The 15,101-nt window shown below is 53.5% G+C and carries 13 protein-coding genes; 5 read left to right on the top strand and 8 right to left on the bottom strand.

Annotated elements, in window-relative coordinates; genetic code table 11:
- The first annotated feature begins 11 nt into the window (after positions 1–11).
- Entirely contained in the window at positions 12–1,316 is a 1,305-nt protein-coding gene (gene gsk, locus J4613_RS11945) for an inosine/guanosine kinase (RefSeq protein ID WP_000671592.1), read from the top strand.
- 122 nt (positions 1,317–1,438) lie between these two features.
- On the opposite strand, the gene ybaL is transcribed toward gsk, so the two are convergent.
- A complete protein-coding gene (gene ybaL, locus J4613_RS11940) occupies positions 1,439–3,115 on the bottom strand; it encodes a YbaL family putative K(+) efflux transporter (RefSeq protein ID WP_000546202.1) in 1,677 nt (558 codons plus the stop codon).
- A 214-nt stretch (positions 3,116–3,329) separates the two neighbouring features.
- Positions 3,330–4,550 carry an MFS transporter gene (locus J4613_RS11935; RefSeq protein WP_001251593.1) on the bottom strand — a complete coding sequence of 407 codons (1,221 nt, stop codon included), beginning with the start codon at positions 4,548–4,550 and terminating at the stop codon, positions 3,330–3,332.
- Between the two features lie 172 nt (positions 4,551–4,722).
- On the opposite strand from J4613_RS11935, the gene ushA reads away from it, so the two are divergent.
- Positions 4,723–6,375, top strand: coding sequence for a bifunctional UDP-sugar hydrolase/5'-nucleotidase UshA (ushA, locus tag J4613_RS11930; protein ID WP_080170030.1), 1,653 nt, complete (start codon positions 4,723–4,725; stop codon positions 6,373–6,375).
- Between the two features lie 116 nt (positions 6,376–6,491).
- On the opposite strand, the gene ybaK is transcribed toward ushA, so the two are convergent.
- From ybaK to copA, 4 genes are all read right to left on the bottom strand, one after another.
- A complete protein-coding gene (gene ybaK, locus J4613_RS11925; protein WP_000186618.1) occupies positions 6,492–6,971 on the bottom strand; it encodes a Cys-tRNA(Pro)/Cys-tRNA(Cys) deacylase YbaK in 480 nt (159 codons plus the stop codon).
- 201 nt (positions 6,972–7,172) lie between these two features.
- Positions 7,173–7,967, bottom strand: a complete 795-nt coding sequence (locus J4613_RS11920) for a TraB/GumN family protein (RefSeq protein WP_000771536.1) — start codon at positions 7,965–7,967, stop codon at positions 7,173–7,175.
- Positions 7,968–8,052: 85 nt separating this feature from the next.
- Positions 8,053–8,880, bottom strand: a complete 828-nt coding sequence (locus tag J4613_RS11915; protein ID WP_020839521.1) for a lysozyme inhibitor LprI family protein — start codon at positions 8,878–8,880, stop codon at positions 8,053–8,055.
- Between the two features lie 153 nt (positions 8,881–9,033).
- Positions 9,034–11,535, bottom strand: a complete 2,502-nt coding sequence (gene copA, locus J4613_RS11910; RefSeq protein ID WP_080170029.1) for a copper-exporting P-type ATPase CopA — start codon at positions 11,533–11,535, stop codon at positions 9,034–9,036.
- A gap of 109 nt (positions 11,536–11,644) precedes the next feature.
- Between copA and cueR the strand changes: the two genes are divergently transcribed.
- Positions 11,645–12,061: a Cu(I)-responsive transcriptional regulator gene (gene cueR, locus J4613_RS11905; RefSeq protein WP_001026761.1), complete on the top strand. Its 417-nt coding sequence runs from the start codon at positions 11,645–11,647 to the stop codon at positions 12,059–12,061.
- Here the strand turns inward: cueR and J4613_RS11900 are convergent, their stop codons facing one another.
- Positions 12,062–12,514 carry an NfeD family protein gene (locus J4613_RS11900; protein ID WP_000561177.1) on the bottom strand — a complete coding sequence of 151 codons (453 nt, stop codon included), beginning with the start codon at positions 12,512–12,514 and terminating at the stop codon, positions 12,062–12,064.
- A complete protein-coding gene (locus J4613_RS11895; protein WP_000906146.1) occupies positions 12,511–13,428 on the bottom strand; it encodes an SPFH domain-containing protein in 918 nt (305 codons plus the stop codon). Before J4613_RS11895 ends, J4613_RS11900 begins: the two co-directional genes overlap by 4 nt.
- 146 nt (positions 13,429–13,574) lie before the next feature.
- On the opposite strand from J4613_RS11895, the gene fetA reads away from it, so the two are divergent.
- Both fetA and fetB read left to right on the top strand, forming a co-directional pair.
- Entirely contained in the window at positions 13,575–14,252 is a 678-nt protein-coding gene (gene fetA, locus J4613_RS11890; protein ID WP_061379753.1) for an iron ABC transporter ATP-binding protein FetA, read from the top strand.
- On the top strand, positions 14,239–15,018 hold the full coding sequence (fetB, locus tag J4613_RS11885; RefSeq protein ID WP_001002130.1) for an iron export ABC transporter permease subunit FetB: 780 nt from the start codon (positions 14,239–14,241) through the stop codon (positions 15,016–15,018). The genes fetA and fetB overlap by 14 nt, the downstream gene beginning before the upstream one ends.
- Positions 15,019–15,101: the final 83 nt, after the last annotated feature.

Here is a 15,101-nt window from a genome sequence, read left to right as displayed (position 1 = left end):
TAAGCACAATCATGAAATTTCCCGGTAAACGTAAATCCAAACACTATTTTCCCGTCAATGCGCGTGACCCGTTGTTGCAACAAATTCAGCCAGAACAGGAAACCAACGCCTCCTGGGTCGTCGGTATCGACCAGACGTTGGTGGATATTGAGGCGAAAGTGGATGACGATTTTATTACACGCTATGGATTAAGCGCCGGGCATTCTCTGGTGATAGAAGACGAGGTGGCGGAGAAGCTGTATCAGGAACTGACGCGGGAAAATCTGATCACCCATCAGTTTGCTGGCGGCACCATAGGCAATACGATGCATAATTACTCGGTACTGGCGGATGACCGTTCGGTGTTACTGGGCGTGATGTGCAGCAACATTGAGATTGGCAGCTACGCTTATCGCTACCTGTGTAATACTTCCAGCCGTACCGACCTGAATTATCTGCAAGCGGTAGATGGCCCGATTGGCCGCTGTTTCACGCTGATTGGCGAATCCGGCGAGCGTACCTTCGCTATCAGCCCCGGCCATATGAATCAGCTACGGGCGGAAAGTATTCCGGAAGCGGTGATCGCTGGCGCTTCCGCGCTGGTGTTGACCTCATATCTGGTGCGCTGTAAGCCTGGCGAACCGATGCCTGACGCGACGATGAAAGCGATCGAATACGCGAAAAAGCATAACGTGCCGGTTGTCATGACGCTGGGCACCAAATTTGTGATCGCCGATAATCCGCAGTGGTGGCAGGCGTTTCTCAAAGAGAATGTCTCGATTCTGGCAATGAACGAAGAAGAAGCGGAAGCGCTGACCGGCGAAAACGACCCGCTGCTGGCGGCGGATAAGGCGCTGGACTGGGTCGACCTGGTGTTATGCACCGCCGGACCGATAGGGTTATATATGGCAGGCTTCACCGAAGAGGAAGCAAAACGTAAAACCCAGCATCCGCTGCTGCCGGGGGCTATTGCTGAATTTAACCAGTATGAATTTAGCCGGGCAATGCGCCATAAAGATTGTATTAATCCGCTACGCGTTTATTCGCATATTGCGCCGTATATGGGCGGGCCGGAAAAAATCATGAACACCAACGGCGCGGGCGATGGCGCGCTGGCGGCGCTGCTGCACGATATTACGGCGAACAGTTACCATCGTAGCAACGTACCGAACTCCAGTAAGCACAAATTCACCTGGCTGACCTATTCGTCGCTGGCGCAGGTGTGTAAATATGCTAACCGTGTCAGTTATCAGGTACTGAACCAGCATTCTCCGCGTCTGACACGCGGGCTGCCGGAGCGTGAGGACAGCCTGGAAGAGTCGTACTGGGATCGCTAATCTGGCTTGCCCGATGGCGCTGCGCGCATCGGGCCGTCCGGCGTTGATTGCCTGATAGCCCGGTCTACGTAAAGTGGGACATTCCATGCCGGATAAGACGTTTGTTGTCGTCCGGCAAACCCTTAACTGGCGACGACTTCACCTGCGGGCGGCGTTTCAAGCAGTTCCAGCATCGCCCGGGCAATTTCTCGCTCGCCCATCACTACCTGATTGGCTCCCCGCTCGGTAATATATTTCACTTCATCATCATAGTGCGCGCGGGCGATTATCTCGATATCAGGGCTTTTTTCCCGCGCTGAGGCGACAATCTCGCCGGCTTCGTACCCGTTGGGGATGGTCAACAACAGCCAGCGGGCGCAGTCCAGATGCGCCAGATTCATAATTTCTTCGTTAGCGGCGTTGCCCAGCACGGCGCGAATCCCGCGTTCGCGCAGTTCATCCACGCGGGTACGGGACGTTTCGATAACCACCAGCGGAATCCCCGCCGCCAGTAATTTTTCTCCCAGCAGACTGCCTACGCGGCCAAAACCCACCAGCAGGGCATGATTACAGATATCCACCGGAATTTGCTTCTCTTCTTCGATAGCCTCTTCCAGAGTTTGCTCTTCCAGCGTTTCGGTTTTCGCCAGATACTTCTCCAGCAGGGTAAACAGTACGGGATTAAGCATAATCGACAAAATAGCGCCTGCCAGCACCAGGTTCTGTCCCGCTTGCGGCAGCAGGTTGAGCGCCATGCCGAGTCCGGCGAGAATAAAGGCGAACTCGCCGATTTGCGCCAGGCTGGCGGCAATGGTCAGCGCGGTTCGCGGCGAGTGGCCGAACATACGCACCAGGAAAAACGCAGCGATCGATTTGCCAAAGACGATAATGGCAAGCGTCGCCAGCACCGCCAGCGGCTGTTGGATCAAGACTAACGGATCGAACAACATGCCGACGGAAACAAAAAACAGGACGGCAAAGGCGTCGCGCAGCGGCAACGTATCGTGCGCCGCCCGGTGACTCAGTTCCGACTCATTAAGCACCATTCCAGCGAAGAACGCGCCCAGCGCAAAAGAGACGTCAAACAGTTCTACCGCGCCAAACGCAATGCCTAACGCCAGCGCCAGTACGGAAAGGGTAAATAATTCGCGCGAGCCGGTGGCGGCGCTGCGGGCCATAATCCACGGCACCAGGCGGCGTCCGACCAGCATCATGATGGCGATAAACGCCACCACTTTACCAATGGTTATCCCCATATCGACTGCCAGCGAGGCTATGCCGACATCGCCTTTTTCCACCATGCCGGCAACGGCGGGCAGCAAGACCAGCGTCAGCACCATCACCAGATCTTCGACAATCAGCCAGCCGATGGCGATTTGCCCGCGCTGGCTATCAAGGAGTTGTCGCTCCTCAAGCGCGCGCAGCAGGACGACGGTACTGGCGGTAGACAGACAGAGCCCAAAAACGATGCCGGTCATTAATGACCATCCCAGCACGGCGGAAAGCGCCATACCCAGCAGCGTCGCCACCGCTATCTGAGCGACAGCGCCGGGAATGGCGATAGACTTTACCGCCATCAAATCCTTCAGCGAAAAATGCAGCCCGACGCCGAACATCAATAGAATCACGCCGAGCTCCGCCAGCTCCGGCGCCAGTTTGGTATCCGCAACAAAACCCGGGGTAAAAGGTCCCGCCAGAACGCCCGCTAACAGATATCCCACCAGTGGAGAAATACGCAATTTGTTGGCAATCATGCCGAGAATAAAAGCGAGCACAAGGCCGCCGACAATGGTGGTGATAAGCGGGGTAGCGTGATGCATTCCGTCTCCTTTGGTTGCTGGACTCCAAAACTCCGGGTAATAGTTTATGACAATTTCAATCATGATGTTTATAAAAAATGGTTGTGTTTTATAAAAAAATACAATCTGACGGTAAAAAGAGCACGGAACGGAAAAGTGATAAGTATGGGATGGGCAAAGCATGATGGCATCGGGATGTACAGGCGGTTAAAGCGTACCTTTAACCGCCATAAAATCACGCTTTATGTCGATTATCAGGTAAGAATATGGTCAGTATCCCCAGAAGCGGCAGGAAAGCACAGATTTTATAAACTAAATAGATACTGGTATGGTCGGCAATCAGCCCCAGCACCGCTGCGCCCAGGCCTCCCATCCCGAAGGCAAACCCGAAAAACAGGCCGGAAACCATACCGATGCGTCCTGGCAGCAGCTCCTGGGCATACACCAGAATGGCGGAAAACGCCGACGCGAGAATAAAGCCGATAATCACCGTTAAAATCCCCGTCCAGTACAGCGTGGCGTAGGGTAAAACAAGGGTAAACGGCGCGACGCCGAGAATAGAGCCCCAAATCACATATTTCCTGCCGATTTTATCGCCCACCGGCCCGCCGATTACCGTCCCGGCAGCCACCGCAAACAGGAAGGCAAACAGATGGAGCTGCGCGTTTTGTATTGATAATCCGAATTTTTGCATCAGATAAAAGGTGTAGTAGCTACTGATGCTCGCCATATAGAAATATTTCGAGAAAATGAGTAGCAATAACACGCTGACCGCCAGCACGACTTTATTGCGCGGCAGCGGGTTAGCGATTATCGCTTTTGGCTTGCCTTTCGCTATCCGGTGCTGGGCTGCATACCAGCGGCTGATCTGCGCCAGCACCACGATCGCCAGCAGCGCGGCCAGCACAAACCAGGCGACATTCCCTTTGCCATAGGGCGCGATAATCACGGCGGCCAGCAGCGGCCCCAACGAACTGCCGAAGTTACCGCCGACCTGGAAGATAGACTGCGCCAGACCATGACGTCCTCCGGAGGCCATGCGCGCCACGCGGGATGATTCCGGGTGAAAAACGGACGAGCCGGTACCCACCAGCGCCGCAGCGAGCAATACGCCGCCAAAACTTCCCGCCATTGCCAGCAGTACCAGCCCGCTCAGGGTAAAACACATGCCGACAGGCAGCGACCACGGCATGGGATACTTATCCGTCCAGTAGCCGACGACCGGTTGCAGTAGCGATGAGGCGAGCTGGAACGTCAGGGTGATCAAACCTATCTGGACGAAAGTCAGCGAAAACTCCGCCTGCAACAGGGGATAAATGGCTAAGATTAGCGACTGGATCATATCGTTCAGCAGATGGGAAAGACTGATCGCGCCCAAAATACCAAACGAAGTACGTGCTTTAGCGGCCGCTGCGGGCGCGCCGGCTAACGGCTGGGTTGGTTCACTCATGGCCATAGAAAGTCACTTAAATTTTATGCGATGTTGGAGATAGTAGGATGTGTAATTATTACTTGCCTAACATACCTGTGAAATGTGTTTGAAGGAAGTCTCAATTCTGAAAACATATTTGTCTATTATTGCAAGGAAAGGTAATTTCTGCGGTTGATATTGAGTCAGGGAGAGAAAGATGAAATTTTTGAAACGGGGTGTGGCGCTGGCGTTACTGGCGGCGTTCGCGCTGACGACTCAGCCTGCACAGGCTTACGAAAAAGATAAAACCTATAAAATTACTATCCTGCATACCAACGATCACCACGGTCACTTCTGGCGCAGCGAATATGGCGAATATGGTCTGGCAGCGCAAAAAACGCTGGTGGACAGTATCCGTAAAGAGGTGGCGCAAGAGGGGGGAAGCGTCCTGTTGTTATCCGGCGGCGACATTAATACCGGGGTGCCGGAATCCGATCTCCAGGATGCGGAGCCCGATTTCCGCGGGATGAATCTGATTGGCTACGACGCTATGGCCGTCGGTAATCATGAATTTGATAACCCGCTCACCGTATTGCGCCAGCAGGAAAAGTGGGCGAAGTTTCCCTTTCTTTCCGCCAATATTTATCAAAAAAGTACCGGCGAGCGTCTGTTTAAGCCGTGGGCTATTTTTACACGCCAGGATATAAAAATCGCGGTAATCGGCTTAACCACCGATGACACGGCGAAAATAGGCAACCCGGAATATTTCACCGATATTGAGTTTCGTAAACCTGCTGAAGAAGCAAAGGTGGTGATTCAGGAACTTAATATGAATGAAAAACCGGACGTGATTATCGCGACCACGCATATGGGACATTATGACAACGGCGATCACGGTTCGAACGCGCCGGGCGACGTTGAGATGGCGCGTAGCCTGCCTGCCGGTTCGCTGGCGATGATTGTGGGCGGTCACTCACAAGACCCGGTATGCATGGCGTCGGAAAATAAAAAACAGGTGAATTACGTACCGGGAACGCCCTGCGCGCCGGATAAGCAAAATAGTATCTGGATCGTGCAGGCGCATGAGTGGGGTAAATATGTGGGCCGCGCGGATTTCGAATTCCGTAACGGCGAGATGAAAATGGTTAACTACCAGCTTATTCCGGTAAATCTCAAGAAAAAAGTGACCTGGGATAACGGGAAAAGCGAGCGTGTACTTTACACGCCGGAAATCGCCGAAAATCCGCAAATGCTCTTGTTATTAACGCCGTTCCAGAATAAAGGTAAAGCGCAACTGGAGGTGAAAATTGGTAGCGTGAATGGCCTTCTTGAAGGCGATCGCAGTAAGGTCAGATTTGTCCAGACCAATATGGGACGGGTGATTCTGGCTGCGCAGATCGCGCGCACCGGCGCCGATTTTGGCGTGATGAGCGGCGGCGGTATTCGCGACTCGATTGAGGCGGGAGATATTACCTATAAAAGCGTGCTCAAGGTACAGCCGTTCGGCAACATTGTGGTGTATGCCGATATGAGCGGCAAAGAGGTAGTTGATTATCTCACCGCCGTAGCACAGATGAAACCGGACTCCGGCGCCTATCCACAGTTCGCCAATGTGAGCTTTGTCGCCAAAGAGGGCAAGCTCACCGAGCTGAAAATCAAAGGCGAGCCTGTTGATCCGGCCAAAACCTACCGCATGGCGACGCTGAGTTTCAACGCCACGGGCGGCGATGGTTATCCGCGCATCGATAACAAACCGGGATACGTGAATACCGGGTTTATTGACGCGGAAGTGCTGAAAGAGTTTATTCAGCAAAATTCACCGCTGGATGCGGCGGCGTTTACGCCAAAAGGCGAGGTGAGCTGGCTGTAGCGGTACGGATAGCCATTTCTGCCTGATGGCGCGCAGCCTTAAGGCCTACGGATTATGTCTGCTGTAGGCCGGATAAGGCGTTTGCGCCGCTATCCGGCAATGTATTTTACGCAGGCTTAATCCCGACGCGCGATATCAGCGAATTTAGCACCCAGTATGGCGGCCAAATCGTCAGCCGCCAGTTCAATATCCAGCCCGCGTTTACCACCGGAAACATAAATAGTGGCAAACGTGCGGGCAGGCGCGTCAATCAGCGTGGGCAGCCGTTTCTTCTGTCCCAGCGGACTGATCCCGCCGACCAGATATCCCGTGGTGCGTTGCGCCACCATCGGGTCGGCCATATCGACCTTTTTCGCGCCCAGAGCTTTGGCGACTTTTTTCAAATCCAGCTGCCCGGCTACAGGCGTCACGGCGACGGCCAGTTGCTTCATATCGCCATTCACGGCAACCAAAAGCGTTTTATACACCTGATCGGCGTTTAGCCCGAGCTTACGCACCACTTCATCGCCAAAGTTAGTTTCATTCGGATCGTGATCGTAGGTGTGAATGTTAAACGGAATCTTGTTTTTTTCGAGTAACTTAACTGCGGGTGTCATAACGTTCCTTCTTACTACAGACGTGATTTGCCATCAGCATACGCCCGAAAGCGGACTAAAAAATAGTATAATCTTGTGCATTAGGTCTTGGCAGTTGCGGCAACTTTGAGCGACAATCTGAAGATCCGAAGCGAAAGCGTCGGGATAATAATAACGATGAAATTCCTCTTTGACGGGCCAATAGCGATATTGGCCATTTTTTTATTTCAATATTTGCGGTAGGTTGCCTTCGCCGTACAGATGTAGCGCCCCTACGGCTACCACGTAGCGTCCCGGCGGCAGTGCCAGCAGCGCGTCGCGCCAGGCTTCATTGCGTTTTACCATCAGTACATCATACAGCGGCTGGCTAAACGTTCTGGGAAGCGAAGCGCCGACGCTGGTCGGCGGCTGCTCAAGCCACCAGCCGATCATCACCTGCAAAAGCCGTGCGTTGGTGTGCCAGTGCGTCAGCGTGTCGTCGAGCAGCGCCATCCCGCCATCGGGCAGATCGCAGAGTAGTTCGAGCTGGTGTTTCGCCCCTTCCAGCTCTTGCACCGGCAGCGACATTTCGCGGGCAGCCTGTAATAGCTGATAATCAATGCCATAGTCCGGACGCAATCCCAGCCGTTGCGCCTGCGTGGCCTGTAGCACCATAGCTATCTGCCATAAAGGTTGATTATCAAAATGGATCAGCGGCATACCCAACTCGCTGACCCGTTTTTCCAGTGCGCTTAACTGCCCGGCGCTGAGACGTTCGACCAACGGCGGGCATTTGGGGAGATTGCTGAATGGCGTTTCGTTACCAGAAATATCCGCTTCAACGACCAGCGCGTCGGCCTGGCGTAGCTTTTTCACCAGCTTTGCTGGAAGAGGAGCCATATCGCGCGTCCCCATATGAATACTGCCAACCAGATGCAGATGACGACCGCCGGGCAGGGAGAGATCGATAGCAGGCCAACTATTTGGGGTACCACGCAGCGCGCGCCATAAACGTTTAAGTTGATTTAATAGCTTCATACGCGCTCCCTTTGAAAAAGCTCATGCTAGCGCGTTGGAGAAAAGGGCGCAATGCGCCCTGACGGGACGTCAACGATCGGTCGGGTTATTCGCTGCCGTCGAGATAGGCCGTTCTGGCGATGGTCATTTCAAGCTGGCATTTATAAATACTGATGCGCTTTTCAGCGGGTATGGCCTCGGATTTTGCATCGCTAAGTTTGCCGCACTGCTGCTCTTTTTTGGTCACCCAGACTCGCTGTTCTTGTTTTAATGCCGTTCGGGCAGAGGCGGGTAGCGATTTCCAGACCTGATTAAGCTCGCGATCTCTACTCTCAAATTTCTTTGCTGCGATTTCAATCAGTGAGTTATTTTTTTTCTTTATAATGCTATCACCAGATACCGTCATTCTTGCCATTACATAAATAGACCGCGCCAATTTATCGGTTTTTGGCACAGGGGTGACAACAATATCTTTGTTGTTGTCTGCTAGCTGAATATTGTAGTTAACCTGTTTCCAGGTCACCGTATTGTTTATTACCTGTCCATCCCCTTGTGAAATATAGAATAGAGTGTTTGGTAAGTCTTTCATTAATTTAAATAATGGCTGAGGAATACCCATGGCGACGGTAGCCGAGCAAGTTCGTAAGTTGGCATTTTCTGCTTGAGGGTTCTGCGTGATTACATCACTGAATTGAACAGGAATAGCCCGGAGTTGTTGCTCGTATTGAGTCTGGGGGATATCGAAGAAAAGCGTGGAGGGCTCTTTAATATAGTCTTGCTGTAAACGACCTAATGCTTCATTGTAAATCCATTCTTTTGCCGCCGTGACTGCATTATCGTTGCCACATTTTAACTCTGGAGTGGAATCAAATAACCCTGCATAACTGACGACGGGAGAAAGCAGGAAAAGAAGCGTAACTGCTTTTCTAAACATAAATAACACATCCTTATGATTCAAAAAAACATTATAAAATGTTGTTTTTTATTTTTCTACAGGATGTGCGGTTAAATTTTTATATATTGATACGGTAAATTACTGATGGCTTAATAATATATCAGGCAGCTGATGCTGCCTGATATAGCGTTTTTACGCTTTCGGTTTAAAACGCAATAGCCGGTTGGCATTGCTGACGACGGTAATGGAAGACAGCGCCATTGCCGCGCCTGCTACTACCGGGTTTAACAAGGTACCGGTAAACGGCCACAGAATACCGGCGGCCACCGGGATACCAATGCTGTTGTAGATAAATGCGCCAAGCAGGTTTTGTTTCATATTGCGCAACGTCGCGCGCGAAATGGCCAGCGCATCCGCCACGCCCATCAGACTATGGCGCATCAGCGTAATCGCCGCGGTTTCAATTGCCACATCGCTGCCGCCGCCCATCGCGATACCGACGTCCGCCTGCGCCAGCGCGGGCGCATCGTTGATACCATCGCCGACCATCGCAACCTGACGACCCTGGCTTTGCAGACGTTTAATCGCATCGGCTTTGCCATCCGGCAGAACGCCCGCAATCACTTCATCAATACCCGCTTCTTTGGCAATCGCGTTAGCCGTCGTTGGGTTATCCCCGGTGAGCATTACCAGACGGTATCCGGCGTTGTGCAGGCGTTCAAGCGCGGCAATACTATCGCTGCGCAATGGATCGCGTACCGCCAGTAACGCCGCCGCTTTACCGTCAATCGCCAGCAGGACCGGAGTCGAGCCTTGCGAGGCCTGCGCGGTGATTTCCGCCGTCATGTCATCCGTGGCGACGTGCTGTTCGTTCAGCAACGCCTGGTTCCCCAGAAGCAGTTGATGACCTTCCGCTTCACCGCTGACGCCCAGTCCGCGCAGCGTTCTGAAACCGTTCACCTGCGGCAGTTTATCATCGCCGGCTTTTTCCAGAATCGCATGGGCCAGCGGGTGGCTGGAGCCTTGTTCGAGCGCGGCAGCCAGACGTAATGCCTGAGCTTCCTCAACGCCGTTAAAGGTTTTTATCGTCACCACTTGCGGCTTGCCTTCCGTCAGCGTCCCGGTTTTATCAAAAACGAGGGTATCCAACGTACTGGCGCGTTGCAGGGCATCGGCGTCGCGTACCAGCACGCCGAATTCGGCCGCGCGGCCTACGCCGGAAATAATCGACATTGGCGTCGCCAGGCCTAATGCGCAAGGGCAGGCGATAATCAGTACGGTGGTGGCGATGACCAGCGTATAAACAATTTGCGGCGCTGGCCCGAAGAAATACCAGATAGCGGCGCTGAACAGCGCAATGGCCACGACGACGGGAACGAATACCGCGGAGATTTTATCGGCCAGTTGGCCAATTTCCGGTTTACTGCTTTGTGCCTGGCGTACCATGCGAATAATGCGTGACAGCGTGGTATGACTGCCCACCGCGCTGGCGCGGAACAGGACGCTGCCGTCCTGGACGACGGTGCCGGCATGAACGCTGTCGCCTTCGCCTTTTTGCTGCGGAATAGGTTCGCCGGTCAGCATGGCTTCATCAAGCCACGCTTCGCCCTGGGTAATTTCGCCATCCACCGGCACGCGATCGCCGGTAGTGAGCCGCAGCAGCATCCCTGGCTGAACGTCCGCCAGCGGGACGCTTTTTTCGCCGTCTTCTGTCACGACGCGTGCGGTGGGCGGGGTGAGATCGAGTAATTTTTCCAGCGCTTTTGAGGAACGCTGACGGGCGCGCGCTTCCAGCATGTGTCCGAGATTAATCAGACCGATAATCATCGCGCTGGCTTCGTAATAGAGGTGCCGTGCTTCCATCGGGAACCACTGCGGCCACAGGTTGACGCTCATGGAGTAGAGCCAGGCGACCCCGGTGCCGAGCGCCACCAGCGTATCCATCGTCGCCGTGCCGTTCAGCAGGCTTTTCCACGCGTTACGGTAAAAGTGACCGCCCGCAAAGACCATCACCGCAAGCGTGATCAGGCCAATAGCCAGCCACAGGCTGCGGTTGTCGCCGGTCACCATCATGTTATCGCCGATCATCCCCCAGACCATGACCGGTATACCGACCGCCAGGGCGACGATGGCCTGCCAGCGAAAACGTTTCATGGTGGCGATGGCGGTTTCCTGCTGGCGCTCGCGGCGTTTGATGTCATCTTCAATCGCCTCTGCGCCGTAGCCGGCTTTTTCCACCGCCTGCACTAAATCAGCGGCGGACGCGCTGCCCATCACCAGCGCAGTGCGTTCCGCCAGGTTTACCCGTGCCTGCGTGACGCCCGGTACGCTTTGTAGCGCATGTTGTACGCGGGTGACACAACTGGCGCAGCTCATGCCGCTTAACAGCAACTGTTGGCTTTCTTCATCGGCCGTCGCTACCGGAAGCTCATGAGGAACCGCTGCCAGTGCTTCCGACGGGATTGATGACTCCGTCAGCGGTTTAGCCTTTGGGTGGCTTAACGTCGCGCCATACCCGGCTTGTTTGATGGTTTCAATTAACGCGTCCGCACTGGCGGTACCGGTAACGTGCGCTTCGGTTACGGTGACGTCCGCCAGCTCAACATCCGGACGTTGTTCAAGACTTTCTTTCACGCGTTTAACGCAATGACCGCAGGACAAACCGTCCAGGGTCAGGTCGATAGTTTGAGACATAGTAAAAACTCCTTTATGATTGGTCATCAATTCATTGACCTTAGTAATCGTAGTGACTCACTGTGATAAAGGTTAAACCTTCCAGCAAGGTTAAGGTCAAGGGGGAAATATGAATATTAGCGATGTGGCGAAAAAAACCGGTTTAACCAGCAAAGCCATTCGGTTTTATGAAGAGAAAGGGCTGGTGACGCCGCCATTACGTAGCGAAAATGGTTATCGCACCTACACGCAGAAGCATTTAAACGAGCTGACGTTGCTGCGACAGGCGAGGCAGGTGGGGTTTAATCTGGAAGAGTGTGGCGAACTGGTCAATCTGTTTAACGATCCGCGACGCCATAGCGCAGATGTGAAAAAGCGGACGCTGGAAAAGGTCGCGGAGATCGAGCGCCATATCAGCGAGCTGCAATCAATGCGCGATCAACTGCTGGCGCTGGCGGAGAGTTGTCCCGGCGATGACAGCGCCGACTGCCCGATTATTGATAATCTTTCCGGCTGCTGTCATCACAAGGCGCAAAAGTCACGTTGATTAAACGGCGCGAATGCGTAAGGTGATGCCTTCCACGGCGATCACTTCGACATGCGTACCTGCGCGCAGGTCTTCGTCAGCGCATACCGGCCACGAGCTGTCGCCGACACGCATATGACCCCGTCCGTTAACTAACGCGGCATCAAGCATAAACCGGCGGCCTACCAGTTGTTGTCCGCGTTGGTTAAGGCGGCTGTCGGTCGGCTTCTGTTCCCGCACGCGACGCGCCAGCCAGCGCCACCAAAGCCAGGCCGCCAGTAACGTTAAGGCCGCAAACAGCACGCCCTGCCATTCCCAGCCGAGCGGTAAGAGCCAGACGGTTAAGCCGGTAATCACTGCCGCCACGCCGCTCCACAGCAAATAGCCGTTGCCGCCCAGCATTTCAGCGGCCAACAACAGGCCGCCGAGGCTAAGCCAGAAGATATGCGGATGTACCAGAATCATCGCTATCATGCTTTTTTCCGTTCGCTGGCGCTGTCCTTAACCAGCTCGCTGATCCCGGCGATAGCGCCCATCAGACTGCTGGCATCCAGCGGCATCATGACCACTTTGCTGTTATTCGCCGAGCCGATTTGCTGTAACGCTTCGGTGTATTTCTGCGCCACGAAGTAGTTTATCGCCTGAATATCCCCGGCGGCGATGGCTTCAGACACCATCTGCGTAGCGCGGGCTTCCGCTTCGGCGGAACGTTCGCGCGCTTCCGCCTGCAGGAAAGCGGACTGACGTTCGCCTTCGGCTTTCAGAATCTGCGACTGTTTTTCCCCCTCGGCTTTCAGGATTTCCGCCTGACGTACCCCTTCGGCCTCAAGGATATAGGCGCGTTTGGTACGTTCCGCCTTCATCTGGGCGTTCATCGAGGAGATCAATTCCGCGGGCGGGCGGACATCGCGAATTTCGATACGGGTAACTTTAATTCCCCACGGATTGGTGGCTTCATCGACAATATGCAGCAGCCGCGTGTTGATGCTGTCGCGCTGGGAGAGCATTTCATCCAGCTCCATCGAACCGAGCACCGTACGGATATTGGTCATGGTCAGGTTAATGATTGCCAGTTCCAGGTTACTGACTTCATAAGCGGCGCGCGGCGCATCGATAACCTGAATAAAACAGACCGCATCGATAGTGACGTTGGCGTTATCTTTTGAGATCACCTCCTGCGACGGAATATCCAGCACTTGTTCCATCATATTGATCTTGCGGCCAATTCTGTCCATAAACGGTACAACAAGGCTTAATCCCGGCTGCAGGGTTTTGGTGTAACGTCCAAAGCGCTCCACCGTCCACTGGTACCCCTGCGGAACGATTTTGACGCCCGCGCCGACGATCACCAGCGCGACGAAAATGAGAATAGGGATAAGAATGAGCATAGCTAAACCTCCTGTTGCGTTGTCCATAAACCGATTTTGCTGACGAATTAAGCGAATTATACCTGATTCAGTAAAGCATGTTCCCCCCTTATTAATTACAGGGATACACTATCGCTATAAAAATATGAACAACGGATGCGCAATAAATGACAGAACGTAGCATGTTGCTTGAGTTAAAGCAGGTCGGTTACCGGACTGCGACGACAAAAATAGTGAATAACATCAGTTTTACGCTGCAACGCGGCGAATTTAAGTTAATTACCGGTCCTTCTGGCTGCGGAAAAAGTACGTTGTTGAAAATGGTGGCCTCGCTAATAAGCCCTGATATTGGCGTGATTCTTTTTGAGGGGCGGGATATTACTACTCTGAGTCCGGAAGCCTATCGCCAGCAGGTTTCTTATTGCGCTCAGACGCCAGCGCTATTTGGCGATACGGTTTACGATAACCTGATTTTTCCCTGGCAAATTCGCCATCAGCGCCCGCAGCCGACAGCCTTCGCAGACGATCTGGCGCGTTTTGAACTGCCGGAGACGATTCTGCAAAAACCGATTACCGCGCTTTCCGGCGGAGAAAAACAGCGTATTGCTCTAATTCGTAATCTACAGTTTCTGCCGAAAATACTGTTACTCGACGAAATAACCAGCGCGCTGGATGAACATAACAAACGGAATGTGAATGATATTATTCATCGCTATGTTCGCGATAAGCAGGTCGCTGTCTTGTGGGTAACGCATGATAAAGATGAAATTCAACACGCGGATAAGGTGATAACGTTAACGCCATCTGCCGGAGAGATGCAGGAGGCGCGTTATGAACGAGCATAATATTACCAATACCTCGCTGGCGTTATCGATGCTGCTGGTGGTGGTCGCGATGCTCATCAGTCACAAGGAAAAGCTGGCGCTGGAAAAAGATATTCTGTGGAGCGTATGCCGGGCGGTGATACAGCTCATTATTGTCGGCTATGTACTGAAATACATCTTTGGCGTTAATCATGCCGCCCTGACGCTGCTGATGGTGCTGTTCATCTGTTTTAACGCCGCATGGAACGCGCAAAAGCGCAGTAAATATATCGATAAGGCATTTCTCTCCTCGTTTATCGCCATCACCGTCGGCGCCGGACTAACGCTGACGGTACTGGTGCTTACCGGTTCGATTGAATTTGCGCCGATGCAGGTGATTCCCATCGCTGGCATGGTCGCCGGCAATGCGATGGTGGCGGTAGGGCTGTGCTACAACCAACTGGGGCTGCGTTTTCACAGCGAGCAGCAGCAAATCCAGGAAAAATTAAGTTTGGGCGCAACGCCGAAAATGGCCTCCGCCGGGCTTATCCGCGATAGTATCCGCGCATCGCTTATCCCGACGATCGACTCGGCAAAGACCGTTGGGCTGGTGAGCCTGCCGGGGATGATGTCCGGGCTGATTTTTGCCGGGATCGATCCGGTAAAAGCGATTAAATATCAAATTATGGTAACATTTATGCTGTTGTCGACAGCCAGCCTGTCTACCATCATTGCCTGCTATTTAACCTACCGGAAGTTCTATAATTCGCGTCATCAGTTGGTAGTGATGCCGCTCAAGAAATCATGATAGTTGCCGGATGATGGCGCAAGCGCCTTATCCGGCCTGAGGACGACAGGTAGGCCAGATAAGCGCGCCATCAGGCAAGAGAG

The organism is Salmonella sp. 32020114201800008SM, assembly GCF_017572025.1.
Classification (GTDB): domain Bacteria; phylum Pseudomonadota; class Gammaproteobacteria; order Enterobacterales; family Enterobacteriaceae; genus Salmonella; species Salmonella enterica.
The sequence above is the reverse complement of the archived record's forward strand: the minus strand, read 5'-3'. Positions and strand labels throughout refer to the sequence as shown.

Coding starts and splice junctions, on each gene's coding strand:
- gsk (WP_000671592.1), top strand. CDS start 12: ATGAAATTTCCCGGTAAACGTAAATCCAAACACTATTTTCCCGTCAAT.
- ybaL (WP_000546202.1), bottom strand. CDS start 3,115: ATGCATCACGCTACCCCGCTTATCACCACCATTGTCGGCGGCCTTGTG.
- J4613_RS11935 (WP_001251593.1), bottom strand. CDS start 4,550: ATGGCCATGAGTGAACCAACCCAGCCGTTAGCCGGCGCGCCCGCAGCG.
- ushA (WP_080170030.1), top strand. CDS start 4,723: ATGAAATTTTTGAAACGGGGTGTGGCGCTGGCGTTACTGGCGGCGTTC.
- ybaK (WP_000186618.1), bottom strand. CDS start 6,971: ATGACACCCGCAGTTAAGTTACTCGAAAAAAACAAGATTCCGTTTAAC.
- J4613_RS11920 (WP_000771536.1), bottom strand. CDS start 7,967: ATGAAGCTATTAAATCAACTTAAACGTTTATGGCGCGCGCTGCGTGGT.
- J4613_RS11915 (WP_020839521.1), bottom strand. CDS start 8,880: ATGTTTAGAAAAGCAGTTACGCTTCTTTTCCTGCTTTCTCCCGTCGTC.
- copA (WP_080170029.1), bottom strand. CDS start 11,535: ATGTCTCAAACTATCGACCTGACCCTGGACGGTTTGTCCTGCGGTCAT.
- cueR (WP_001026761.1), top strand. CDS start 11,645: ATGAATATTAGCGATGTGGCGAAAAAAACCGGTTTAACCAGCAAAGCC.
- J4613_RS11900 (WP_000561177.1), bottom strand. CDS start 12,514: ATGATAGCGATGATTCTGGTACATCCGCATATCTTCTGGCTTAGCCTC.
- J4613_RS11895 (WP_000906146.1), bottom strand. CDS start 13,428: ATGCTCATTCTTATCCCTATTCTCATTTTCGTCGCGCTGGTGATCGTC.
- fetA (WP_061379753.1), top strand. CDS start 13,575: ATGACAGAACGTAGCATGTTGCTTGAGTTAAAGCAGGTCGGTTACCGG.
- fetB (WP_001002130.1), top strand. CDS start 14,239: ATGAACGAGCATAATATTACCAATACCTCGCTGGCGTTATCGATGCTG.